This window comes from Streptomyces sp. NPDC030840 (assembly GCF_055572015.1).
This window is the reverse complement of the sequence record NZ_JBVIEE010000002.1, coordinates 306,365-329,077: the sequence shown is the minus strand read 5'-3', so window position 1 is coordinate 329,077 and position 22,713 is coordinate 306,365. Positions and strand designations below refer to the sequence as shown.

Annotated in this window: 21 protein-coding genes; 13 read left to right on the top strand and 8 right to left on the bottom strand. The window is 71.8% G+C overall.

Annotation, left to right across the window (positions count from 1 at the left end; translation table 11 throughout):
- Positions 1-183: 183 nt before the first annotated feature.
- The 10 genes from ACZ49J_RS05415 (at position 184) to sigJ (ending at position 11,024) form a co-directional block, all read left to right on the top strand.
- Positions 184-1,701, top strand: coding sequence for a sugar ABC transporter ATP-binding protein (locus ACZ49J_RS05415; RefSeq protein ID WP_467448523.1), 1,518 nt, complete (start codon positions 184-186; stop codon positions 1,699-1,701).
- Positions 1,698-2,738, top strand: a complete 1,041-nt coding sequence (locus ACZ49J_RS05410; protein ID WP_467448525.1) for an ABC transporter permease — start codon at positions 1,698-1,700, stop codon at positions 2,736-2,738. Before ACZ49J_RS05415 ends, ACZ49J_RS05410 begins: the two co-directional genes overlap by 4 nt.
- Complete coding sequence (locus ACZ49J_RS05405) at positions 2,731-3,747, top strand: ABC transporter permease (RefSeq protein WP_467448526.1); 1,017 nt, start codon at positions 2,731-2,733, stop codon at positions 3,745-3,747. Before ACZ49J_RS05410 ends, ACZ49J_RS05405 begins: the two co-directional genes overlap by 8 nt.
- A gap of 74 nt (positions 3,748-3,821) precedes the next feature.
- Positions 3,822-4,904, top strand: a complete 1,083-nt coding sequence (rhaS, locus tag ACZ49J_RS05400; protein WP_467448528.1) for a rhamnose ABC transporter substrate-binding protein — start codon at positions 3,822-3,824, stop codon at positions 4,902-4,904.
- Positions 4,905-4,922: 18 nt separating this feature from the next.
- Positions 4,923-5,243, top strand: a complete 321-nt coding sequence (locus ACZ49J_RS05395; RefSeq protein WP_366828391.1) for an L-rhamnose mutarotase — start codon at positions 4,923-4,925, stop codon at positions 5,241-5,243.
- A 54-nt stretch (positions 5,244-5,297) separates the two neighbouring features.
- Positions 5,298-6,728: a BNR repeat-containing protein gene (locus ACZ49J_RS05390; RefSeq protein WP_467448530.1), complete on the top strand. Its 1,431-nt coding sequence runs from the start codon at positions 5,298-5,300 to the stop codon at positions 6,726-6,728.
- 123 nt (positions 6,729-6,851) lie between these two features.
- Positions 6,852-7,877 carry a LacI family DNA-binding transcriptional regulator gene (locus ACZ49J_RS05385; protein ID WP_467448532.1) on the top strand — a complete coding sequence of 342 codons (1,026 nt, stop codon included), beginning with the start codon at positions 6,852-6,854 and terminating at the stop codon, positions 7,875-7,877.
- 123 nt (positions 7,878-8,000) lie between these two features.
- Positions 8,001-9,302: an alpha/beta fold hydrolase gene (locus ACZ49J_RS05380; protein ID WP_467448534.1), complete on the top strand. Its 1,302-nt coding sequence runs from the start codon at positions 8,001-8,003 to the stop codon at positions 9,300-9,302.
- A gap of 48 nt (positions 9,303-9,350) precedes the next feature.
- Positions 9,351-10,094: a PIG-L deacetylase family protein gene (locus ACZ49J_RS05375; protein ID WP_467448538.1), complete on the top strand. Its 744-nt coding sequence runs from the start codon at positions 9,351-9,353 to the stop codon at positions 10,092-10,094.
- A 12-nt stretch (positions 10,095-10,106) separates the two neighbouring features.
- The gene (sigJ, locus tag ACZ49J_RS05370; protein WP_467448539.1) at positions 10,107-11,024 is read left to right on the top strand and encodes an RNA polymerase sigma factor SigJ; all 918 of its coding nucleotides are present in this window, start codon (positions 10,107-10,109) and stop codon (positions 11,022-11,024) included.
- Between the two features lie 135 nt (positions 11,025-11,159).
- On the opposite strand, the gene ACZ49J_RS05365 is transcribed toward sigJ, so the two are convergent.
- Both ACZ49J_RS05365 and ACZ49J_RS05360 read right to left on the bottom strand, forming a co-directional pair.
- Complete coding sequence (locus ACZ49J_RS05365; RefSeq protein ID WP_467448541.1) at positions 11,160-12,941, bottom strand: protein kinase domain-containing protein; 1,782 nt, start codon at positions 12,939-12,941, stop codon at positions 11,160-11,162.
- Between the two features lie 136 nt (positions 12,942-13,077).
- Positions 13,078-13,278 carry a DUF5999 family protein gene (locus ACZ49J_RS05360; protein ID WP_467448543.1) on the bottom strand — a complete coding sequence of 67 codons (201 nt, stop codon included), beginning with the start codon at positions 13,276-13,278 and terminating at the stop codon, positions 13,078-13,080.
- Positions 13,279-13,446: 168 nt separating this feature from the next.
- Between ACZ49J_RS05360 and ACZ49J_RS05355 the strand changes: the two genes are divergently transcribed.
- Complete coding sequence (locus ACZ49J_RS05355; protein WP_467448546.1) at positions 13,447-14,277, top strand: pentapeptide repeat-containing protein; 831 nt, start codon at positions 13,447-13,449, stop codon at positions 14,275-14,277.
- Here the strand turns inward: ACZ49J_RS05355 and ACZ49J_RS05350 are convergent.
- Positions 14,239-15,780 carry a cytochrome P450 gene (locus tag ACZ49J_RS05350; RefSeq protein WP_467448547.1) on the bottom strand — a complete coding sequence of 514 codons (1,542 nt, stop codon included), beginning with the start codon at positions 15,778-15,780 and terminating at the stop codon, positions 14,239-14,241. The genes ACZ49J_RS05355 and ACZ49J_RS05350 overlap by 39 nt on opposite strands.
- A gap of 121 nt (positions 15,781-15,901) precedes the next feature.
- On the opposite strand from ACZ49J_RS05350, the gene ACZ49J_RS05345 reads away from it, so the two are divergent.
- Positions 15,902-16,513, top strand: a complete 612-nt coding sequence (locus ACZ49J_RS05345; RefSeq protein ID WP_467448548.1) for a TetR/AcrR family transcriptional regulator — start codon at positions 15,902-15,904, stop codon at positions 16,511-16,513.
- Between the two features lie 188 nt (positions 16,514-16,701).
- A complete protein-coding gene (locus ACZ49J_RS05340) occupies positions 16,702-17,427 on the top strand; it encodes a DUF2470 domain-containing protein (RefSeq protein ID WP_467448549.1) in 726 nt (241 codons plus the stop codon).
- On the opposite strand, the gene ACZ49J_RS05335 is transcribed toward ACZ49J_RS05340, so the two are convergent.
- From ACZ49J_RS05335 to ACZ49J_RS05315, 5 genes are all read right to left on the bottom strand, one after another.
- Complete coding sequence (locus ACZ49J_RS05335) at positions 17,395-18,582, bottom strand: lactonase family protein (RefSeq protein ID WP_467448550.1); 1,188 nt, start codon at positions 18,580-18,582, stop codon at positions 17,395-17,397. The two genes, ACZ49J_RS05340 and ACZ49J_RS05335, sit on opposite strands and share 33 nt — an antisense overlap.
- 177 nt (positions 18,583-18,759) lie before the next feature.
- Positions 18,760-19,833, bottom strand: coding sequence for a hypothetical protein (locus ACZ49J_RS05330; RefSeq protein WP_467448551.1), 1,074 nt, complete (start codon positions 19,831-19,833; stop codon positions 18,760-18,762).
- 57 nt (positions 19,834-19,890) lie between these two features.
- Positions 19,891-21,153: an FUSC family protein gene (locus ACZ49J_RS05325; protein ID WP_467448553.1), complete on the bottom strand. Its 1,263-nt coding sequence runs from the start codon at positions 21,151-21,153 to the stop codon at positions 19,891-19,893.
- 132 nt (positions 21,154-21,285) lie between these two features.
- Positions 21,286-21,780 carry an FBP domain-containing protein gene (locus tag ACZ49J_RS05320; RefSeq protein ID WP_467448554.1) on the bottom strand — a complete coding sequence of 165 codons (495 nt, stop codon included), beginning with the start codon at positions 21,778-21,780 and terminating at the stop codon, positions 21,286-21,288.
- A 223-nt stretch (positions 21,781-22,003) separates the two neighbouring features.
- Positions 22,004-22,687, bottom strand: coding sequence for a helix-turn-helix transcriptional regulator (locus ACZ49J_RS05315; protein ID WP_468348026.1), 684 nt, complete (start codon positions 22,685-22,687; stop codon positions 22,004-22,006).
- Positions 22,688-22,713 lie beyond the last annotated feature (26 nt).

The following is a 22,713-nucleotide window of genomic DNA, read 5'->3' as shown; positions in this document are numbered from 1 at the left end:
GACTGTCAACCCCTGCGGCGCAGTCCGCCCGCCGTGACCTGGACGTTACCTCTGGCTATCGAAAAAATTTCGATCCGGACCCATTGACGCGACCTGCGAGTCGTGCCTAACGTCCCGGCAACCCAGTTGAAACCTTTCACGACGCCGTGAGGCCCGACCCACGGGTGTCGTCGAGGAGCCCCCATGACCCACCCGTCCGACACGGGTCCGGCCCCGGTGCTGGCGCTCAGGGACATCTCGAAGTCCTTCGGAGCGGTGCGCGCCCTGCGGGACGTGTCCCTGGAGCTGTTTCCAGGAGAGGTGCACGCCCTCGCCGGTGAGAACGGCGCGGGCAAGTCGACCCTCATCAAGACGCTCGCCGGGGTGCACCGTCCGGACGCCGGCCAGGTGCTGCTGGACGGCGAGCCCACCGTCTTCCACGGCCCGGCCGACGCCCGTGACGCCGGCATCGCCGTGATCTACCAGGAGCCCACGCTCTTCCCCGACCTGTCGATCGCCGAGAACATCTTCATGGGCCGCCGGCCCAGGCGTTCCCTCGGCCGCATCGACCACAAGGCCACGCATGCCGCCACCCTCGCGCTGATGCAGCGCCTCGGCGTCGAACTCGACCCCGACCGGCCGGCGCGGGGCCTGTCCATCGCGGACCAGCAGATCGTCGAGATCGCCAAGGCACTCTCCTTCGACGCCCGTGTCCTCATCATGGACGAGCCGACCGCCGCCCTCACCGGCAGCGAGGTCGCCCGTCTCTTCGGAGTCGTCCGCACCCTGCGCGAGCAGGGCGCCGCGGTGCTGTTCATCTCGCACCGCCTGGAGGAGATCTTCCAGATCTGCCAGCGGGTCACGACCCTGCGGGACGGCGCCTGGATCTCCAGCGAGCCGGTCGACGGCATGACCGAGGACGACCTCGTGCGCCGTATGGTCGGCCGCGACCTCGACGAGCTCTACCCGAAGCAGGAGGTCGAGGCGGGCGAGGTGGCGCTCAGCGTGCGCCGGCTGACCCGGGAGGGCGTCTTCACCGACGTCTCCTTCGACGTGCGGTGCGGCGAGATCGTGGGCCTCGCCGGACTCGTCGGGGCCGGGCGCACGGAGGTCGCCCGGGCCGTCTTCGGCGTCGACCCCTGGGACGCGGGCGAGGTCGAGGTCGACGGGAAGGCGCTGACGAACGGAGCACCCTCCACCGCCATGGCCGCCGGGCTCGCCCTCGTCCCCGAGGACCGCCGCGCCCAGGGCCTGGTGATGGACATGTCCATCGAACGCAACATCGGCCTCACCGGCCTGCGGACGACCGTGAAGGCCGGCCTGATGGACCGCGGCGCCGAACGCAGCCGCTCCCTCGACTGGGCCGTCAAGCTCCAGGTCAAGTACGCGCGGATCGCCGACGCCGTCTCCACACTGTCCGGCGGCAACCAGCAGAAGGTCGTCCTCGCCAAGTGGCTCGCCACCGGCCCCAAGGTGCTGATCGTCGACGAGCCCACCCGCGGCATCGACGTCGGCACGAAGGCCGAAGTGCACCGGCTGCTCAGCGAGTTGGCCGCCGACGGGGTGGCCGTCCTGATGATCTCCTCCGACCTGCCCGAGATCCTCGGGATGGCCGACCGCGTGCTCGTGATGCACGAGGGCCGCCTCACCGCCGAGATCCCCCGCTCCGAAGCCACCGAGGAATCCGTGATGGCCGCAGCCACGGGGAGGGCCGCCGCATGACGGTGATCGCCCCGAACCAGACCCCTGTCGCCGAGGTGCCCAAGTCCAGCGGCACCCGGCTCGTGGACCGCGTCTTCAAGATGCGTGAACTCGCCATCCTGGTCGTCTTCCTGGTGATGATCGTCATCACCCAGCTGGGCAACAGCCAGTTCCTCACCGAGCAGGGCATCAAGGACCTGCTGCTGAACGCCACCATCCTGGTCCTCGTGGCCACCGGCCAGTCGCTGGTCGTCATCACCCGCAACGTCGACCTGTCGGTCGGCTCCACGCTCGGCATCAGCGCCTTCGCCGCCGGCACCTACCTCCAGGGCGGCGGCAACTCGCTCGTCGCCGTCCTTCTGGCGGTCCTGATGGGCATCGGCTTCGGCCTGCTCAACGGACTCCTCGTCAGCCTCGGCCAGGTACCCGCGCTCGTCGTCACCCTCGGCACGCTGTACATCATCCGGGGCATCGACTCCATCTGGGTCGGCTCCCGCCAGATCACGGCGGCCGACCTGCCGGACGGCTTCGTGGACTTCGGATCCGGCGGCATCTCCGCGGTGCCGTGGCTGGCGCTGATCGCGCTCGTGGTGCTCGTGGCGACCGCCTACTACCTCAAGCACTTCGGCAGCGGACGCGAGCTCTACGCGCTCGGGTCGAACCCGGAGGCCGCACGCCTCGCCGGCATCCCCGTCCGCAAGCGGATCCTCGCCGCGTACACCTTCTGCGGCGCCCTCGCCGGGCTCGCCGGCGCCATGTACCTGGCCCGGTTCGGCAACGTCGACTCCGGTACCGGCAACGGCTACGAACTCACCGTCGTCAGCGCCGTGGTGGTCGGCGGCGTCGTCTTCACCGGCGGCTCCGGCAGCGTCTACGGCGCCGCGCTCGGCGCCCTGCTGCTGACCTCCATCAACAGCGTGCTGCCCGCTCTCGGCGTCAGCTCGGTCTGGGTGCTCGCCATCAACGGCATCCTGCTCATCCTCGCCATCGCCGTCGACCGGATCGTCGCCCTGCGCGTGGCGTCCGCCCTGAAGAAGAGGAACGCCCGCCATGGCTGACTCGTCGCTCGCGCGCGCCGTCCGCTGGGACACGGTCGTCGGCGCCCTCCTCATCGTGGTCCTGCTGCTGTCCTTCGGCACCGTCGACGGCTTCGGCAACGCCCTCAACCTGTCGTTCCTCATCGGCAACACCCTGCCGATCGCGCTGATCGCCCTGCCGATGACCCTGCTGGTCGTCGCCGGCGAGATCGACCTCTCGGTCGCCTCCACCGCCGGCCTGTCCGGCGCGGTGATGGGCGCCCTGTGGAACCAGGGCATGACCATCGAGACGATCATCCCGATCTGCCTGCTGCTCGGCGTGGTGTGCGGCCTGGTCAACGGCCTGCTCGTCACACGGCTCGGGCTGCCCTCCCTCGCCGTCACCATCGGCACCCTCGCCGCCTACCGGGGCATCGCACAGATCGTGCTCGGCTCCGACGCGGTGACCGACTTCCCCAGCCAGTACCTGGACTTCGCGGCCGGACGCCTCGGGGACACCTTCGTCCCGTACGCCTTCCTGCCCTTCCTGGTGCTGCTCGCGATCGCCGTGGTCACGCTGCACGCCACTCCGTTCGGGCGGTCGCTGTTCGCGATCGGCGCGAGCGAGGAGGCCGCGCGGTTCGCGGGCATCCGGGTCAAGCGGCAGAAGCTCATCCTGTTCACGGTGACCGGCCTGATGGCCTCCCTCACCGGGATCTTCTGGGCGCTGCACTACGCCAGCGCCCGCTACGACAACGCCACCGGGCTCGAACTGTCCGTCGTCGCCGCGGTGTTGCTCGGCGGCATCGACTTCGACGGAGGCAAGGGCACGCTCGGCGGCGCCATCGCGGGAGTCTTCCTCCTCGGCGCGCTGCAGAACGTGATGAGCCTTCAGGACGTCTCCGCCCAGTCGCAGATCGTCGTCACCGGTGTGCTGCTCGTCCTCTCCGTGCTCGGCCCGCGGGTCGCACGCCAGATCGCGGTGGCACGGGCCGGCCGACGAGCCACCTCGGTGCCGGTGTCCAAGGCACCGCCCACGCAGGCCCCCTGACCGCCGTACCACCCCCACGCCGTACCTCCCCCCGCGCACTCCACATCCCCTCCGCTCCCTCGAAGGAACCCACCATGCGCAAGTCATCGATCCGCCGTGCCTGCGCGGCCCTCGCCGCCGTCACCTCCTTCGCCCTCGCCGCCACCGCCTGCGGCGGCACCACCAAGAAGGACGTCAGCAAGGAGAACGCCTCGGCCGCCTCGAACGCCAAGGCCAACCCCAACGCCGAGCTGAAGAAGGGCCTCACCGTCGGCTTCCTGCCCAAGCAGGTCAACAACCCGTACTTCACCTCCGCCGACAAGGGCGGCGAGAAGGCGCTCACCGAGCTGGGCAGCAAGTACAAGGAGGTCGGCCCCTCCAGCGCCACCGACACCGCCGGCCAGGTGAGCTACGTCAACACGCTCACCCAGCAGCAGGTCGACGCGATGGCCGTGTCCGCGCAGGACCCGGGCGCCCTGTGCACCGCGCTCAAGCAGGCCATGAAGAACGACATCAAGGTCGTCACCTACGACTCCGACACCAAGACCGACTGCCGCAACGCCTTCGTCTCGCAGGCCAGCGCCGAGGACCTCGGCCGCACCGAGGTGCAGCTGCTCGCCGAGCAGATCGGCTACAAGGGCGAGATCGCGATCCTGTCCGCCGCGCAGACGGCGACGAACCAGAACACCTGGATCGACTACATGAAGGACGAGCTCAAGGACCCGAAGTACAAGGACATGAAGCTCGTCAAGGTCGCCTACGGTGACGACGACGCCCAGAAGTCCTTCCAGCAGACCCAGGGCCTGCTCCAGGAGTACCCGAAGCTGAAGGGGATCATCTCCCCGACCACGGTCGGCATCAAGGCGGCCGCCCAGTACCTGTCGGGCTCCAAGTACAAGGGCAAGGTCAAGCTGACCGGCCTCGGCACCCCCAACGACATGCGCAAGTACGTCAAGAACGGCACCGTCGAGGCGTTCGAGCTGTGGGACCCGGCGAAGCTCGGGGAACTGGCCGCGCGTACGGCCGTCGCGCTGGCCTCCGGCCAGATCACCGGCAAGGAGGGCGAGACGTTCAAGGCCGGTGACATGGGCGAGTACACCATCGGCAAGGACGGCGTGATCAGCCTCGGCAAGCCGACCGTGTTCGACAAGAAGAACATCGACCAGTTCGACTTCTGATCCACGAAAGGGTCGTTGATGAAGCGCGTGTGCTTCCTGCTGAAGGTCCGGGCGGACCGCCTCGACGAGTACCGCGAGCGGCACGCCGCCGTGTGGCCCGAGATGCTGCAGGCGCTCTCGGCCACCGGCTGGCACAACTACTCGCTCTTCCTGCGCGAGGACGGTCTGCTGGTCGGCTACCTGGAGACCGAGGACTTCGAAGCAGCCCAGGCCGGCATGGAAGCCACCGACGTCAACGCCCGCTGGCAGGCGGAGATGGCGCCGTTCTTCGAGTCGCTGGACGGCGCCCGGCCCGACGAGGCCATGAAACCGCTCACCGAGGTCTTCCACCTCGACTGACCCCCCACCCCGCTCGCTCCCTCCCCACCTCGCCCGACAACGGAGTCCCCCGAGATGAAGAGACGCACGCTGCTGGGCGCCGCCCTCGCAGGAGCCGTAGTGACCCCCGCCCTCGCCTCCGGCACCGCCCGGGCCGCCGACCCGGGCCCGTCCGTCACCCTGACCGGCAGCACCCTCCTCGACTCGCAGGCCATCTACTTCGTCTCCTACGACGGCCTGGTCAACAACAACGCGTTCCAGAAGAACGGGCTGCTGACCTACAAGGGCTACCAGTACGCCGTCTGGTACACCGCCGACCGCAACGCCGTCGTCGGCCGCCGCGTCCTCGGCCAGAACACCTGGTCCACCGTCAAGGTCGGCCACACCCTGAGGTACGACGACTCCCACAACGTCATCTCCATGGGCGTCTCCAAGGTCGACGGCCGCCTCCACCTCAACATGGACTCCCACAGCGACGGCTTCACCTACGTCAAGTCGGTGGCCGGGCTGATGGACAACCCCGCCGGGCTGAGCTGGACGGCCAGCCGCTTCGGCGCCCCCCAGCCCACGCTCGACGGGCTCGCGCTCACCTCGCAGTTCACCTATCCGCAGTTCGTCTCGACACCCGAGGGCAAGCTCCAGCTGAGCTACCGTGTCGCCGTCTCCGGCAACGGCCGCAACGCGCTGGCCGAGTACGACGGCACGTCCTGGACCAACCTCGGCGAATGGTCCAGCTCCACCGGCACGTACACCAGCGAGCACGGCTCGTCGACGGCCCGCAACATGTACCTGCACGGCATCGACTACGACCGCAACGGCCGGCTGCACTCCTTCTTCACCTGGCGCGAGCAGAACGCCGCCGTGATGTGCAACAGCGGCGGCATCACCAACCACGACACCGGCTACGTCTACTCCGACGACCGCGGCCGCACTTGGCGCAACAACGCGGGCACCGTCGTCGGCACCACCGGCGGCTCCGACAAGGTCGCCGTCACCGACGCCGGGCTGGTCGTGGACCCGCTCAACCCCGACCACTCGCTGATGAACCAGGAGAGCCAGTTCACCGACTCGGCCGGACTGCCGCACGCCATCATCAGCTACGTGCCCGGCCGCTTCGGCCAGTGCACCACCGACTACGTCGCCAACCGCACCGCCAACGGCCGCACCTTCCACGTCCGCAAGAACTCCTCCGGCACCTGGCAGAAGACCGAGATACCGGTCCCGCTGAACTCCAGCCAGCGCACCAAGCTGATCCTCGACAAGTACGACAACGCGTACGCCGTCTTCCCGTTCTGCCGTATCGCCGGAGCCTCCAAGGCGTCCGGATACACGGACTGGACGATGCTGTACGACGGCGTCGGCGCCGGGCTGAACGCCTTCGGCGAGGTCGTGATCGACGAGACGCGCATCGCGCAGGACAACTTCCTGTCGATCATGTACCAGGAGAAGTCCAGCGGTACGACGCCCTCGGCGCTGCGCAACCTCAACTTCCGCCTGCCCGCCTGATCCACGGCGCCGCGACCGGGTAACCGCGACCGGCGCGACCGCGACGGGTGCGCTGGTCACGGCCCTTGAAGGTAATGTGAACCCGCACCCGCCGCTCCGCATCTTCCTGGAGGTCCTCGCCCGATGACCCAGTCGGTGGGTATCAAGGACGTCGCCCGTGCCGCCGGAGTCTCCGTGGGCACGGTCTCGAACGTGATCAACCGCCCGGACACGGTCGCGTCCGAGACCCGTGCCCGTGTGCTGTCGGCGATAGACCGCCTCGGCTACGTCCGCAGCGAGTCGGCGCGCCAGCTGAGGGCCGGCCGCAGCCGCATCATGGGGCTGCTCGTGCTCGACATGGGCAACCCCTTCTTCGTGGACGTCGCCCGCGGCGCCGAGCGGGCCGCGCGCGAGGCCGGGCTCGGCGTGATGGTCTGCAACAGCGCGCAGAGTGCCGGGGAGGAGGCCGAGTACCTGTCGCTCTTCGCCGAGCAGCGGGTCCGGGGCGTCCTGCTCACCCCCGCGGACGCCACGGGCCGCAACATCAAGGCGTTCCGCCGTCACGGCATCCCCTTCGTGCTCGTCGACCGGGTCGCCGAGGGCACCTCCGAGTGCTCGGTGTCCGTCGACGACGTGGCGGGCGGCGCCCTCGCCGTACGGCACCTGATCGACGCCGGGCACCGCTCCATCGCGTACGTCAGCGGCCCGCCCGGCCTCAACCAGGTCCGCGACCGCCGTACGGGCGCCCTGAGCGCGCTGGCCGAGGCCGGACTGGGCACCGGCTCCCTGCGCGAGCTGCCCACCGAGCGGCTCGACGTGGCCGCGGGCCGCGACGCCGGCGCCCGCCTGCTCGGCCTCGCCGATCGCCCGACCGCCGTGTTCTGCGCCAACGACCTGCTCGCCCTCGGCGTCCTGCAGGCCATGTTCGCGGCCGGGGTGAGCGTCCCGGACGACCTCGCCATCGTCGGCTACGACGACATCGAGTTCGCCGCCGCGGCGGCCGTCCCCCTCACCTCCGTGCGGCAGCCCGCCGTGACCATGGGGGCCATGGCCGCGGAACTCCTCCTGGAGGAGACCGAGGCGGAGACCGCACCCACGCCGCACGAGCACAAGCGGGTCGTTCTCCAGCCGGAGCTCGTGGTGCGCAACTCCAGCCTGTCCGCGCGCTGACCGGACGTTCAGAAGGAACTGATCCCGGGTTCAGTAAATTTTCTTGATCCACGGGGTCGGCCACGCGAAGAATCTGTGGTGGACTGGGGGGCGGCCTGGAAACCGTATGCCTCGGGAGCCCTGTTGACCGCCAGCTACCGCCAGCCCGGTGTCGTCCTCACCGACCGCCGCTTCACCGTGCCCCTCGACCACGACGACCCGGCGGGGGAGCGGATCGAGCTCTACGCGCGGGAGGTCGTCGCGAGCGACAGGACGGACAAGGACCTGCCCTGGCTGGTCTACCTCCAGGGCGGCCCCGGCTTCGGCGCGAACCGGTTCGTCGGCAAGCCCGCCTGGCTCGGCCGCGCCCTGAAGGAGTTCCGCGTCCTGCTCCTCGACCAGCGCGGCACCGGCGCCTCCACGCCCGCCAACCGGCAGACCCTCCCGCTGCGCGGCGGCCCCCGCGAACAGGCCGACTACCTGGCCCACTTCCGCGCCGACTCCATCGTCCGCGACTGCGAGGCCATCCGCGCCGAGGTCACCGGCGGCGCCCCCTGGACGGTCCTCGGCCAGAGCTTCGGCGGCTTCTGCACGGTCACCTACCTGTCCACCGCGCCCGAAGGACTGAGCGCCGCCGTCATCACCGGCGGCCTGCCCTCCCTCGACGCGCACGCGGACGACGTATACCGGGCGGCCTACCCGCGCATCGAACGCAAGGTCGCCGCCCACTACGCCCGCTACCCGCAGGACGTCGAACGGGCCCGGCGGATCGCCGAGCACCTGATGACCGACGAGGTCATCCTTCCGAACGGCTTCCGGCTCACCGTCGAGGCCTTCCAGTCGCTCGGCATCGTCCTCGGCAGGAGCGACGGCAGCCACCGCCTGCACTACCTCCTGGAGGACGCCTTCGTCCGGACCCCGCAGGGTCCCGCCCTCTCCGACGCCTTCCAGGAGGAGGTGCAGGGCATGCTGTCGTTCGCCGGCCACCCGCTGTACGCGCTCGTCCACGAGGCCTGCTACGGACAGGGCGAGAGGCCCACGGCCTGGGCGGCGGAGCGGGTGCGCGCCGAGTTCCCGCAGTTCGACGCGGCCAAGACGCTCGCCGGGGACGGCCCGCTGCTGTTCACCGGTGAGTCCGTCCACCCGTGGACGTTCGACACGGACCCGGCGCTGCGTCCCCTGCGCGAGGCAGCGGAGGAACTGGCCGCCCGCACCGGGTGGAAACCCCTGTACGACCCCGCCCGGCTCGCCGTCAACGAGGTGCCGGCCGCGGCGGCCGTCTACCACGACGACATGTACGTCGACACCGCCCACTCGCTTGAGACGGCCCGCGCGATCCGGGGCCTGCGCACCTGGGTCACCGACGAGTACGAGCACGACGGCGTACGGGCCTCCGGGCCCCGCGTCCTGGACCGGCTGCTGGCGCTGACGCGGGACGAGGTGTGACGCGATGGCGTCCCGGGCGATGTCAGTGGCGCGGACTAGGGTGACCGCATGACCGAGCCGCCGGCCGACCAGCTCACCCCCATGCCCGACGACTGGCAGCGCGCCCTCGCCGTCGTCGCCCACCCGGACGACCTCGAGTACGGATGCTCGGCGGCGATCGCCGCGTGGACCGACGCGGGCAAGGAGGTGGCGTACGTCCTGGCGACCCGCGGGGAGGCGGGCATCGACACGCTGGAGCCCGCCGCGTGCGCTCCGCTGCGGGAACGGGAACAGCGGGCCAGTGCCGCCGTCGTCGGGGTGTCCGTGGTGGAGTTCCTCGACCACAGGGACGGCGTCATCGAGTACGGCCCCGCGCTGCGCCGGGACATCGCCGCCGCGATCCGCCGGCACCGGCCCGAGCTGGTGATCACGCTCAATCACCGGGACACCTGGGGCGGTGTCGCCTGGAACACCCCGGACCACGTCGCCGTCGGCCGCGCAACCCTCGACGCGGCCGCGGACGCCGGAAACCGGTGGATCTTCCCCGAGCTGACCGAGCAGGGCCTTGAACCCTGGAGCGGCGTCCGCTGGGTCGCGGTCGCCGGTTCCGCCGTGCCCACCCACGCGGTGGACGCGACGCCGGGCCTGGAGCGCGCGGTGCGCTCGCTGCTGGAACACCGCACATACATAGAGGCGTTGACCGACGAGGACCCCGAGACATACGTCCGGGGGTTCCTCACAGGGTTCGCGCAGAGCATGGGGGAGCGCTTCGGCGGGAAGCCGGCGGTCACGTTCGAGCTGTTCAGCCGATAGGGAGACGGGGAGATGACGGGGGAACACGAACTGCTGGCCGAGCGGTTCGAGGAGCACCGGGGCCATCTGCGGGCAGTGGCCTACCGGATGCTCGGCTCGCTCAGCGAGGCCGAGGACGCCGTGCAGGAGGCGTGGCTGCGTCTCAGCCGCTCCGACACGAGCGAGGTGCACAACCTCGGGGGCTGGCTGACGACCGTGACCGGCCGGGTGTGCCTGGACGTGCTGCGCTCGCGCCGCACCCGGCGCGAGGAGTCCATGGACGCGTACGAGACGTTCGTACCCGATCCGGTGGTCGGCCCGCTGGACCGCGTGGACCCCGAGCAGGAGGTGCTGCGGGCCGACGCCGTCGGGCTCGCCCTGCTGGTGGTGCTGGAGACGCTGGAGCCCGCCGAGCGGCTCGCGTTCGTCCTGCACGACATGTTCGCGGTGCCTTTCGACGACATCGCGCCGATCGTGGACCGCTCCACGGCCGCGACCCGGCAGCTCGCCAGCCGGGCCCGGCGCCGCGTGCAGGGTTCCGAGCCCGCCACGGACCCCGATCCGACACGGCAGAGGCAGGCGGTCGACGCCTTCCTCGCCGCCTCGCGTGGCGGCGACTTCGAGGCGCTGCTGTCGGTGCTCGACCCCGAGGTGGTGCTGCGCGCCGACGCCGGGGCCCTGGCGGTGGGTGTGGCCGCGTCCAAGGTGGTGCGGGGCAGGCAGTCGGTGGCCGAGGGCGCCTTCATGTTCCGGCAGTACGCGCGGTACGCGCGTCCGGTGCTCGTCAACGGATCGGTGGGCCTGCTCACGCTCGTCGACGGCAAGCCCTTCTCGGTCACGGGGATCACGGTGGTGGAGGGGAAGATCACCGGGATGTACATCCTGTCGGACCCCGAGCGGCTGGCGCGGCTCGATCTCGGGGGTCTGGAGGAGAAGACGGCGGAGCGGTAGGGGACAAGGCCCTTCCGGGCCCCTGTCTCCGGCGGGCCCCGTCGGCAGTCGGTTCGCGTCCCGCAGGACGAGGCCGCCGACGGGGCCCGCCGTGGCGGGGCCGGTCACGGCGCAGGGGCCACGGCTCCGGCCCGCCTACTCCGTACTGCGCAGCGCGGTCCAGGTCGACCGGTCCACCACGCCGTCGGGGTCCAGCCCCTTGACGCTCTGGAAGTCGCGCACCGCGGACTCCGTTCCGGAGCCGAACTCGGCGTCCGACTGCTCGTCGCCCACGCCGTAACCCCGGTTGACCAGCATGCACTGCACCTGCAGCACGCGTTTGCCGTTGTTGCCCCGGCGGGTCAGTCCCTTGCCGGAGTAATACGTGCACTCGGAGATCCAGGGCGGGGTCCCGGGCCGGTCCGGGCTTCCCGTCGACGAGCCGGAGGGGGTGGCACCGGCCGGGCCGGACCCGGTGCCCGGGGGATCGTCCCGCCCGTCGGCTCCGCCGCCGCCGGCGGAGCCGGAGGACTCGGGCCGCCGCGAGGCGTCGCGGACGTCGGTGGCGTCGGCGGATCCGCCGGTCCCCTTGCCGGCGGAGGCCGGGGCGGACGTCCCGTCCGGGGTCACGTGCTCCTGCGAGACGGTGACGTCGCCGGGCGCGGTGGAACGGGTGGTGGTAGCGCCGGCCCTCGGGGCGGAGGCGCTCGCGGGGGCGTCCTGACGGGTCAGCACGAAGACGCCCGCGGCCACCGCGCAGAGCATGACGCCCGCGGCGACGGCCAGTACCGGCCTCTTCCGTGCCCAGGCGCGCGCTCCCGCCGGGTCCAGCCCTTCGGGCGGCGCGTCCGCGGATCGGTCTGCCGCCTCGGCCGGGGATCCGGAACTGTGGGGAGCGGGCCGGGCCACCGCCTCTGCGGGGACCGGCGGCACCGCCTTCGCGCGGTCGTCCCGGGGCCGGAAGCGCGCCGTGCGTTCGGCGGAGAAGCGCTGCAGTGTCTCGTACGCCTGCTGCCGGGTCAGGACCTTGCGGCCCAGCGGCTCGGGCCAGGCGGAGCTCCCGGCGTGCGTCCCGGCCGCGTCGACCAGGTCCCCCGGGGTGGGCCGCCGCTCGGGATCCTTGGCGAGACAGGCCGACAGCAGGGAACCGAGCGCCGCGTCCGCCGCGGTGACCTCACCGATCAGCTCCGGATCGGGCTCCTCGAAGGCCACCCGGTGCATCACGTCCACGCCCGTGCCGTCACCGAAGGGCGCGTGCCCCGTCGCCGCGTAGACCAGTGTCCCGGCCAGCGAGAACACGTCCGACGCCGTGTCGGACCGGCCCGACCTCAGGTGCTCCGGAGACATGTAGGCCGGCGTTCCGACCCGGTTGCCCGTGCCGGTGATCGCGCTGGCGTCCACGGCCTTGGAGATTCCGAAGTCGATCACGTGCGCGCCGCGGACGGACAGCAGCACGTTGGACGGCTTCAGGTCCCGGTGCACGATCTCCGCGGCGGCGAGGTCGGCGAGTGCCTGTCCCAGCTCCGCCACCAGCCGCCAGACAGCGGCAGCGCCAAGGCCGCCGTCCGCACGTACGACGTCGGCCAGATCGAGTCCGGGGATGTACTCGGTGGCCATCCACAGCAGTTCCTCCCGGAAGCCCGTGCCGCACAGCTGGGGTGTGTGCGGCGTACGGACCCGGGCGTGGACCAGGGCCTCACGTTCGAACCGGCGCCGGAACCGGGCATCCTCCGAATACTCCGGCCTGATCACCTTCACCGCGACCAGACCGGGACTGTTGTCCACGGCACGCGCCAGGTAGACCCGCCCCATCCCGCCGCTGCCGAGCAGCCCGAGCGGCAGATAGGGACCGACGCGGTCCGGGTCGCTGGGCCGCAGCGGTGCCGCACCGGCCTCCCGTAACGCGGCGGCCTCGGTCGTCGATAAGTCCGGCGGCACCGGTCGCTGCTCCGACAATGAATCCCCCGAAGTGATGTTCGGCGTACGCTTGTTCGTCGCCCCCGTGGAAGACGAGGCTAACCCGGCTCGGGCGTACGTTCAGGGATTCGATCACATCTGCCACGTCGCCTGTAGGTCAGGCGGCGGCCAGGGCGCGGTCGAAGGTCCGCCTCGGGTGCACGATCCGGCCGTCCGGCAGGAGTTCACCGGTGTCGTCGAAGGCGATGGTGCCGTTGCAGAGCAGGCTCCAGCCCTGCTCCGGGTGGGCGGAGACGATCACGGCGGCGTGGTGGTCGGGGCTGTCGGCGGTGGGGCACACGGGCGAGTGGGTGCACATGATGTTCCTCCCCCTTCAAGGGCGCTTCCTCAGCGCCTGCCTCCAGTGGTAGCGGAGTTTGTTTTCGGCTGTATCAGGGACTTCTCCGGTGCCGGAAACTCATCGGTGAGTTCGTTCCCCGCAAGGGAGTTGAACGGGTGAGACCGCGCCGTCGTTAGGCTGAACCGCATGCGACAGAACACCGCCGGCCATCCGCCGGAGCTGCGGGCCGACTGCTCCCGGTGCTTCGGGCTGTGCTGTGTGGCCCTGCCCTTCGCCGCCTCGGCGGACTTCGCGGCCGACAAGGCGGCCGGCGTGCCGTGCGGCAACCTGCGGGACGACTTCCGCTGCGGCATCCACAGCGAGCTGCGGCAGAGGGGCTTCACCGGCTGTACGGTCTACGACTGCTTCGGGGCCGGGCAGAAGGTCTCCCAGGTCACCTTCGCCGGGCGGGACTGGCGGGCGGAGCCGCGTGCGGAGGCCCGGCGGATGTTCGACGTGTTCCCCGTCGTCCGCCAACTCCACGAACTGCTCTGGTACCTGACCGAGGCCCTGACCCTGCCCGCTGCCCGTCCGGTCCACGCTGACCTGCGTGCTCTGCTCGCCGAGACCGAACGGCTCACCCTCCGCACCGCGGACGAACTGGCGGGGCTGGACGTGCCCGCGCACCGGCAGCGCGTCAACGTCCTGCTGCTGCGGGCGAGCGAGCTGACGCGGGCGGGCGCGGGGCGCCGCAAGGAACGCCGGGGCGCCGATCTGGCCGGTGCCCGCCTCAACGGTGCCGACCTGCGAAAGGCCAGCCTCCGTGGCGCGTACCTCATCGCCGCCGACCTGACGGGCGCCGACCTGCGGGGCGCGGACCTGATCGGCGCCGACCTGCGCGACGCCGACCTCACCGACGCCGACCTGACCGGTGCCTTCTTCCTCACCCAGCCGCAGCTGAACTCGGCCCGGGGGAGCGGCGGTACGAGACTGCCGGGTTCAGTCAGCCGCCCCGGTCACTGGACAGCGGGCAGCTGACGGAGCGTCCGCCGTGTGCGCCTCGGGATCCGCCGAGGCGGCCGTTCGCTCGCGCTGGTCCAGGTGCAGCGTCAGCCCCTCCGGCATCAGCGTCAGGCGCTCGGCCACTCGCAGCCGGTACGCGGGGTCCGGCCGCAGCGCGTAGCGGCGCAGCAGCAGGCCCAGCACCAGCGTCGCCTCGTGGAGGGCGAACTGACGGCCTATGCAGGCACGCGCCCCCGTGCCGAACGGCTTGAACGTGTGCGCGGGGCGGGCCCGGACGGCTTTGGCGTCGAAGCGGTCCGGGTCGAACTGCTCGGCGTCGGCGCCCCACACGGCCGGGTCCCGGTGCAGCATCACCGTCAGCACCAGCGCCCACGCTCCCCGCCGCATCGGATGCACACCGCCGAGCACGGTCTCGTCCAGCGCCTCGCGGGCGAAGGCGGGCGCGGTCGGCCACAGTCGCAGCGACTCGTCGAGGACCCGCCGGACGTACCGCAGCCGGGCCACCTGTTCGTAGCCGGGCCGGGGAGTGTCTCCCCAGACGCGGTCCACCTCGGCGCGGGCGCGGGCGGCCACGTCGGGGTGCTGGGACAGGTAGTGCAGGGCGAAGGACAGGGCGCCCGACGTGGTCTCGTGGCCCGCGACCAGGAAGGTGATGACCTGGCGGCGGACGTTCTGAGGGGACAGCCGCTCGCCGGTTTCCGGGTGCGCTGTCTGCAGCATGCGGTCGAGCAGGTCACCGTCGCCGCCGTGGCGCTTTCCGGAGCCGCGCCGCGCCTCGACCACCTCGTCCACCGTGCGGTTCAGGAACGCCATGTCCGCCTCGTTGCGCCGGGCCGCGCGGCGCAGCAGCAGCGGGGCCAGCGGCTCCGGCACCTGGTTGCGGCGCTGCGCGAACGTCAGGGTGCCCACCATCGCGGTGATGAAGGGGTGCGGACGGGTGCGCTCGAAGGAGCCGAAGTCGTGGCCGAAGCCGGTGCGGGCGATCGTCTCCAGCGTCAGCTTGGTCATGTCGCCGGGCACGTCCACGGCCCGGCCCGCCGCCCGCTCCCGGTCCCAGCGGTCCATCAGCCGCCCGGCCACGTCGAGCATCATCGGGTGGTAGCCCTCCATGGCCTCCCGGCTGAAGCCCGGGGCCAGGACGTCGTGCGCGAGCTGCCAGTTGGGTTCGTCGTTGTACGCGGTGAACAGTCCGTCCCCGGCGATCGGCCGCAGATTGGCGACGCCGAGGCCCACGTGTTTGGCGAACCGCGACTCGTCGGCCAGCTCGGCGGCGAGGTCGGCGCCCCCCACGAAGACGATCTCCTTGCCGAACCCCTTGCGCCGGAAGATCGGTCCGAGTTCACGGCCGATCCGCATCGAGTCCTGTACGGGCGACCGGAGCCGCGCGCCCAGCGCGTCACCGAGGACCGGGATCCGGTGCGGCGGATGGGGGATGCGGTGCAGCTCCGGCCAGCCCAGCTCCGCCCCGCGGAACCCCTTCGCGACCGTGGCCTCCGGCACCCGAGTCGTCTCCGCCATGACGCCAACCCCCTGCACCCGTAACCCTTGCACCCGCATCGCGGCGCATCTGTTGTACGTGGATTCAATAGTGGCCCCAGCCTCGACCTGTTGTTGAACCCGTGTCAAGTAAAGTGACGGCATGACCGGTCAGCAGTCAGGGCGCACGCGCCGCCGGCTCAGCACCGAGGAGCGCAGGGAGCAGCTTCTGGCGGTCGGGGCGCGGCTCTTCTCGGAGAGTCCGTACGACGACGTGTGGATCGAACAGGTCGCCGAGATCGCCGGGGTGTCGCGCGGGCTGCTGTACCACTACTTCCCGACCAAGCGGGACTTCTTCGCGGCCGTCATGGAGCGCGAGAGCGAGCAGATGCTGCGGATGACGGCCCCGGTCCCGGGGGTCCCGGCGCGTGAGCAGCTGGGCGCGGGGCTCGACGCGTACCTGGAGTACGTGGAGGTGCACGGGCACGGCTACCGCGCCTTCCACCGCGCCGCCGCGGCCGGTGACCCGGCCGTGCGGAAGACGTACCGGCGGGCGATGGCGGAGATGGAGCGGCGGATCCTGGCCGCCATCGCCGCGGACGCCGAGTTCGGCTGGACCGTCGAGGACCGGCCGGAGCTGGGGATCGCGGTGCGGGGCTGGCTGGCCTTCACCAGGGCCGTCTGCCTGGAGTGGGTGGGCGGCGCGGAGCTGTCCCGCGATCAGGTACGCGACCTGTGCGCCCGCGCGCTGTTGGGCGCCATCGCGCGCCCGTAAAGGGCGCGGGGTGGTGTCGGCATGCGGCTCCGCCGCGTGGGCGCGACCAGCCGACGGCGCCCGGCAGTCGCCCTCGATGAATTCACCAACGGCGGACAGGCGCCCCAGCTCGACCCAGCGGGGCGCCAGGGTTGGCGTACCCCCGGATCTTCGATAGGTTAGGCAAGGCTTACCTAAGGGAGGTTCGGATGGCTGACCGTCACACCTGGACGGCCGCGCCCGCCGCGGCCGAGCGCGCCCGTTCGGTGCTCGCCGCGGCGTGGTCCTGCGCGGTGACCGCGGAGGGCGGCAGGGAGGAGTTCGTCGGAGCGCACACCGTGGCCGACGACGGCCGTGTGCTGCTGCAGGTGCCCGAGGACAGCACGCTCGTCACGGCCGCGATCTGCGCGCCGCGCGGCGAGCCGTCCGCCGTGCTGGAGTTCGCCGACGTGGCGCCCGTCGCCGTGCGGGGCCGTATCCGCGCCCGGCTCTGGATGGCCGGCTGGTTCGCCTCCGACGACGGGCAACTGGCCTTCCGGCCCACCCGGGTCGTGCTGCGCCAGCCGTCCGGCGCGGTCGTCGTCGATCTCGACGAGTACGCCGCCGCCGCGCCCGACCCGCTCGCGACGGCCGAGTTCCAGCTGCTCACCCACCTCGCCGACGCCCACCCCGACGCGGTCGAGCGGCTCACGCGCCTCGTCGACTCCGACAGCCTGCAGGGCGCCGTCCGCGTCCAGCCGCTCGCCGTGGACCGGCACGGGCTCACCCTGCGCATCGAGCGGACGCGCGGCCACGGGGATGTGCGCCTGACGTTCCACAAGCCCGCCGACGACCTGGCGCAGCTCACCGAGCGCATGCACATCCTGCTCGCCCAGGCCGGCGCCGCCCGCCGCCCGCGCGCCCTACAGCGGCAGCGCACAGACGGCGACGGGTGACGCGAACGGCGCGCCCGCGCGCCGCAGTTCACCGCTCTCGCGGTCCACGTGGAACACACTGACCGCATTCGACTTCTGGAGCGAGGCGAACAGCAGCGTCCCGTCGGGGGAGAACGCGATCTGACGCGGGAAGTCCCCGCCCACCGGAACCGTGTCCAGCAGCTTCAGCCGCGCCCCGCCCGCCTCGACCGCGTAGCGCGTCAGGCTGTCGTGGCCGCGGTTGGCGAGATAGGCGTACGACCCGTCCGCCGTCACCAGGAGCTGCGCGGGATAGTTCGTGCCGGAACCCGTCCCGGTGGACTGCGGGTCACCCGGCGTCAGCCTGCCGCTGCCCGGGTCGTAGGCGCACACCACGACCGTGTTGTCGACCTCGTTGGCGAGGTAGGCGTAACGGCCCCCGGGATGGAACGTCAGATGCCGGGGCCCGGCTCCCGCCCGCGTCCGCGCCCGCCCGACCTCCGTGAGCGAGCCCTTCGACTCGTCCAGCCGGTACGTGTACACGGTGTCCGTGCCCAGGTCCACGGCGAGGACATGACCGCCGTCGGGGCTGGTGACGATCTGGTGCGCGTGCGGGCCATCCTGTCCCGGTCCGGGCTGCGGACTGTCGTGTACGACGCGGTCCGTGCGCTCGCCGAGCGCGCCCGAGGAGTCGATGGGGTGCACGGCCACGCTGCCCGAGCCGTAGTCGGCGCTCAGCAGCCACCGCCCGCCCGGGTGCACCGACAGATGACAGGGCGCCGCGCCACCGGTGCTCCGCGCGCCCAGGACGCGCTGGTCGGAGAGGCGTACGGCGGTCACCGTGCCCTTGGTCCGCTCGTTGACGGCGTACAGGGTGCCGCCGTCCGGATGCGGCGCGAGGTACGACGGGTCGGCGACACCGGTGATGGTCTCGCCGCCCTCGACCCTGCCGGACTCCGCGTCGTACGTCGCCACGCGGATACCGTCGCCGCCGCCGTCGACCGAGGTGTACGTACCGATGTAGAGCGGGTGGGGGCCGGTCGGGCGGGGGGAGGGAGAGGTGGTCCGGGAGGAAGTGGAAGGGGACGCGGCGGCGGAGGTGCTCGGTGTGGCCGGTGGTTCCGGGTCGGCCGTCGTGGTGGACTCCGAGCATCCCGCCAGCGACGCCGGGACCGCCGACGCCGTGAGTGCCGTCATGAAACGGCGCCTGGTCCAGTCGTGTCGGTACCGCGCCGGTCCACTCGTCACTAGCCGCACCTCGGTCAGTCGGTCGTCGTCCGTCAGTGATCCACCTTCACCCGCGAGGCCGCCGCAGCGCAAAACAGGGCGGTGGGCGCGCGCCACGCGCGGGCACCCACCGCCCCCGGGCCCGGTCTACCAGTCGCCGTCCTCGACCGGCTCACCCGGAGCGTCCCCCAGCGGCTTCACCTGGTGCGGCGAGGGCTGCTGCCAGGGCTCGTGGTCGTCGCCGAGCCAGTCGCCGACCGGCTTCACCTCGCCGAGGGTGTCCGTGGGCGCCAGGTCGTGGGCGTCCTGGTCGTAGTAGTCGAACCAGGGCAGCCCGGCCCGGGTGTAGGCCGCGCGGTCCACGGGCGACGGCGGGGGCGTCTCGCCGGTGATCCGGCGCCACTCCGGCGGGGTGACGAGGTGCACGAAGACGCGCCCCGCGGGCTCCTCGGCCCAGCTGCCGCGCGGCCAGGTGTCCCGGTAGACCTCCTGGCGCATCGAGCCGCCGACGCCGAGACCCATCGCGGCGGGAGCGCGGGGCGGACCGGCGGGAGCACCGGCCCGCACGGCGCGCGGTGCGGCGCCCGGCGCGGGCGGAGCCGCCAGGGGCAACGCGGCGCCGTAGCCCCCGGCCGTCTGCACGGACCGCGTGACGGGATGCTCCTCCGAGGCCCGCCGCCGCTGCTCCTCCCGCCACTCGGCCAGCCGCTCGCCGTGCAGCGGGAACGACTGAAGCTGTACGCCGCCCCACACCTCCTCGCCGCTGACCTGGCCCTCGACCGTGGCGCCCAGGCCCAGCGGGACGGCCACGAACTGGCGGACCGTGCCCTTCCCGGAGTTGATGCCGTCCAGCCACGGTTGCCGTGGCAGCACCACGTAGTTCTGCGGGTCACGGCTCAGCCGGCTGCTCCACGGCTTGCCGGAGACCGCGCACACCTTGCCCACGCCCACCTGGAGCGCGGCCGGCTCCGTCGTACCCCCGAAGTGCAGCCACATGGCCTCGCGCAGGTACACCGGCAGCATGACGCCGCCACGGGCCCGCATCCGCTCCGGCGCCGTCCGCGGGTAGTCCTCGACGCGGCGCACCGGGAAGTCGCCGAGCCCGGGCGGCAGCTGGTGCGTCCCCGTCTCGGGCAGACGCAGGGTCCGCTTGAACCGCACCTGGACGCCTCCCGGCAGACGCAGTGTGGTCCCGTCGATCCGCACGGTTCCCTCGGCCATCCCGTACGCCCCCCTCGCTTCGTGCCGTTCTCGCGTCGGCGCTCTGTACGCCGCCCCTCACTTGGAACGCCGGATGAGGGCGGGCCGGTTCCGGTTCCGCAGGGACTTGCGGGTGCGGCGCACGCCGTCGCGTACGCGGGTGAGTCGGGGGCTGCGCTCGCGCTCCTCGCGGGTGCAGCGGTCCAGTTCCTCCAGCAGGCGGCGGGAGCGGTGCTCGGTGTCGAGCTCGTCCAGGATGCGGTTGACCTCGGTGAGGACGGCGCCGCGCAGCTGCCACTGGCGGGCGTCCCGCTGTACGTCGTCGAGCAGCAGCTGGGCCAGCTTGTCGCGGGTGGCCGACGCCGTGGCCAACTCGGCGGCGAGCCGGGCCTCGGCGGACTCGGCGTTGCGGCTGACGTCGGTGGTGACCAGCACTGCGAAGCTGACGACCGCGTCCGCGATCTCGGCGAGCAGCTGCTCCAGGACCGCTCCCGTCTGGGGCTCGAACAGGGGCTCGGGCTCCCGCTCCCGGGCGAGGTCGGTGAGGGTGCGGGCGATGACCCGCAGGACGACCGTGCAGATCTCCAGCGTGTCGAGGCCGGTACGCAGTACGACCCGGTGCAGCAGCCCCTCCCGTACGCGCGGGTTCAGCCTCAGGCTGTCCTCGGCCTGCTTGAGGGCCGCGTCCACCTCGACGATGTCGTGGTCGAGCTCCCGGGCCTCGTGCAGTTGAGCGGCGGCCTCCTCGGCGGCGGTCCGGCCGGCCGCCTCCTCGCCGACCCGCAGCATCAACTGCCGCATCCGGCGTGCCATGTCCTCGATGGACTCACCAGCCGCCTCCACCCACACCGGGGGAGCGAGCAGGAAGTTGAAGGCGAGCCCCACGACGGCTCCGATCAGCGTCTCCAGCACGCGCGCCCACGCCGTGTCCCCGACGCGCGTGACGCCGAGCACGAGCATGGCGCTGATCGCCACCTCGGGTACGAACTCGCTGACCCGCACGAGATGCCCGACCGCGAGCGAGGCGAGGATGATCAGCGCGAGACTCCACCAGGTGAGCCCCACCAGGACGCTGAACGAGATGGCGATGACGACGCCGGCCACCACCGCGTTCACACGGCGGATGCCCGCGGTGAGCGTGGCATAGAGGGTGACCTGGACGACGAGGAGCGCGGTCAGCGGGGCGGTCAGGGGCGCCGCCTCAGGGCTGAACTGCAGCGCGACCACGTACGCCAGCGTGGCGGCGGCCGCCGCCCGCACCGACTGCACGACCACGGGGTCCTGGCGCCACTTCTCCACCTGTGTACCGATCACGGCCCACACGTCACGTACGTCTCGCATCCTTGGGCTGTTCCCCCTCGACCGCTGCCCGGAACGTTTCTCCACGGACGTCGACCGTCCGCCACGGGAGCGTAGGCCGTCCTCACCGGGCGCGAGGTCGCGGACCAGGGGATGAGAGCCGCCGGGGCCGGATCACTCGTACAACTTCCGCAGGAATGAGGACAGGTTGCCCACCGTCCGGGCGATCTGTTCCTCCTGGGTGAGGGTCTCCTCGAAACGGCCCCCGGAGTCCGGGGTCTTCTTGCCGCGTACGTAGAGGGAGCAGGCGAGGTCGGAGCACATGTACACGCCGACCGAGTTGCCCTCGCGGCCGGCCGCGCCCGCCTTGCGTGCCGTCATCAGGGAGACGCCGTTGCCCGGGTGCGTGGTCAGGCAGACCGAGCACAGGCTTCGGTGGAGGAGGCCGCGGCGAACGTTCGGGAAGCGCAGTGCGACGCCCACCGGGGTGCCGGCGTGTTCGGTGACGAGGTAGCTCCGGTCGGGGGCCCCCGGGTCACGCCAGCCCAGGAAGTCCAGGTCGTCCCAGGGGCGTTGGTCGAGGTCACGGGGTATCGCGAGGCGCTTCGCCTCTCCCTTGGTGCAGTTGACGAAGGACTTGCGGATGTCGTTCTCGGTGAGTGGCCTCATGGGGCCTCCTGGGTCGGTGGGCGAGTGCGGAAACCTAGGGGTACTAGGTTGTGGCCCATGTTATGTAGGCAGATCCCAGTAAAACCAATGGATTTCGGGGTGGGGTTCCGCGAGGGCGTGTTGCGTTCCGGCGGGCGGGTTTTCGCGGGAGGGCGCGGGGCCACGCCCCGTAGGGGGCGCGGGGAACTGCGCTACCAGCCACACCTGACCCGCAGCCAGCCACTCACCCCGGAGAAACCCTCGGCGGCCACTCCCCGGGCGCCAGCACCCCCAGCGCGTAGGCGCGCGCGACGAGTTCCGTACGGTTGGCCGCGCCCAGGCGGGTGGACAGGCGCCGGAGGTGGTAGTTGACGCCGTCCACGGTCAGGGACGTCTCACGGGCCACCCGGGCGGTCGTGGCGCCGCCGGCGACGAGCTCCAGGATGCGGGCCTCGGACGGGCTCACCGGGGGAGGGGAGGACGGGGTCCCGGCAGGGTCCGCCTCGGCGCTCAGTACGCGCACCAGGACCAGCAGGGTCGTCGTGCCGTCGGGCCCGTCGCTGACCGGGTCGGCGGTCAGCTCGCCCTGCCGGCGGGCACCGTCGGCCGCGTCCCACCGCACGGACACCGGGTAGCGCGAGCGGTGGCCCAGCCTCAGCGCCTGGGCGATCCGCTCGACCTGGGCGGCCTCCTGCGGCCGGAACAGCTCCAGCACCTCACGGCCACGCAGACTCCCCGGCGTCGTACCCCACTCGGCCGCCATAGCGGGATTGGCGATCATGACGAAGCCGTACACGTCGCACACCGCGACCGGCATCGGGATGCGGTCGAAGAGCCGCATGGCCCGGTTGCGCCACACGACGCCGTCCAGCCGGAGCGGGTCCACCTCGCACCCCCGATCCGTCGCCCGCCTGGCCGCGCCTGCCATGTCCGGCAGGCCGGGGCAAGTGCCGT

Excerpts from the sequence above, each read along its gene's own strand:
- ACZ49J_RS05415 (WP_467448523.1), top strand. The coding sequence starts at position 184 with ATGACCCACCCGTCCGACACGGGTCCGGCCCCGGTGCTGGCGCTCAGG.
- ACZ49J_RS05410 (WP_467448525.1), top strand. The coding sequence starts at position 1,698 with ATGACGGTGATCGCCCCGAACCAGACCCCTGTCGCCGAGGTGCCCAAG.
- ACZ49J_RS05405 (WP_467448526.1), top strand. The coding sequence starts at position 2,731 with ATGGCTGACTCGTCGCTCGCGCGCGCCGTCCGCTGGGACACGGTCGTC.
- rhaS (WP_467448528.1), top strand. The coding sequence starts at position 3,822 with ATGCGCAAGTCATCGATCCGCCGTGCCTGCGCGGCCCTCGCCGCCGTC.
- ACZ49J_RS05395 (WP_366828391.1), top strand. The coding sequence starts at position 4,923 with ATGAAGCGCGTGTGCTTCCTGCTGAAGGTCCGGGCGGACCGCCTCGAC.
- ACZ49J_RS05390 (WP_467448530.1), top strand. The coding sequence starts at position 5,298 with ATGAAGAGACGCACGCTGCTGGGCGCCGCCCTCGCAGGAGCCGTAGTG.
- ACZ49J_RS05385 (WP_467448532.1), top strand. The coding sequence starts at position 6,852 with ATGACCCAGTCGGTGGGTATCAAGGACGTCGCCCGTGCCGCCGGAGTC.
- ACZ49J_RS05375 (WP_467448538.1), top strand. The coding sequence starts at position 9,351 with ATGACCGAGCCGCCGGCCGACCAGCTCACCCCCATGCCCGACGACTGG.
- sigJ (WP_467448539.1), top strand. The coding sequence starts at position 10,107 with ATGACGGGGGAACACGAACTGCTGGCCGAGCGGTTCGAGGAGCACCGG.
- ACZ49J_RS05360 (WP_467448543.1), bottom strand. The coding sequence starts at position 13,278 with ATGTGCACCCACTCGCCCGTGTGCCCCACCGCCGACAGCCCCGACCAC.
- ACZ49J_RS05355 (WP_467448546.1), top strand. The coding sequence starts at position 13,447 with ATGCGACAGAACACCGCCGGCCATCCGCCGGAGCTGCGGGCCGACTGC.
- ACZ49J_RS05350 (WP_467448547.1), bottom strand. The coding sequence starts at position 15,780 with ATGGCGGAGACGACTCGGGTGCCGGAGGCCACGGTCGCGAAGGGGTTC.
- ACZ49J_RS05345 (WP_467448548.1), top strand. The coding sequence starts at position 15,902 with ATGACCGGTCAGCAGTCAGGGCGCACGCGCCGCCGGCTCAGCACCGAG.
- ACZ49J_RS05340 (WP_467448549.1), top strand. The coding sequence starts at position 16,702 with ATGGCTGACCGTCACACCTGGACGGCCGCGCCCGCCGCGGCCGAGCGC.
- ACZ49J_RS05335 (WP_467448550.1), bottom strand. The coding sequence starts at position 18,582 with ATGACGGCACTCACGGCGTCGGCGGTCCCGGCGTCGCTGGCGGGATGC.
- ACZ49J_RS05330 (WP_467448551.1), bottom strand. The coding sequence starts at position 19,833 with ATGGCCGAGGGAACCGTGCGGATCGACGGGACCACACTGCGTCTGCCG.
- ACZ49J_RS05325 (WP_467448553.1), bottom strand. The coding sequence starts at position 21,153 with ATGCGAGACGTACGTGACGTGTGGGCCGTGATCGGTACACAGGTGGAG.
- ACZ49J_RS05320 (WP_467448554.1), bottom strand. The coding sequence starts at position 21,780 with ATGAGGCCACTCACCGAGAACGACATCCGCAAGTCCTTCGTCAACTGC.
- ACZ49J_RS05315 (WP_468348026.1), bottom strand. The coding sequence starts at position 22,687 with ATGGCAGGCGCGGCCAGGCGGGCGACGGATCGGGGGTGCGAGGTGGAC.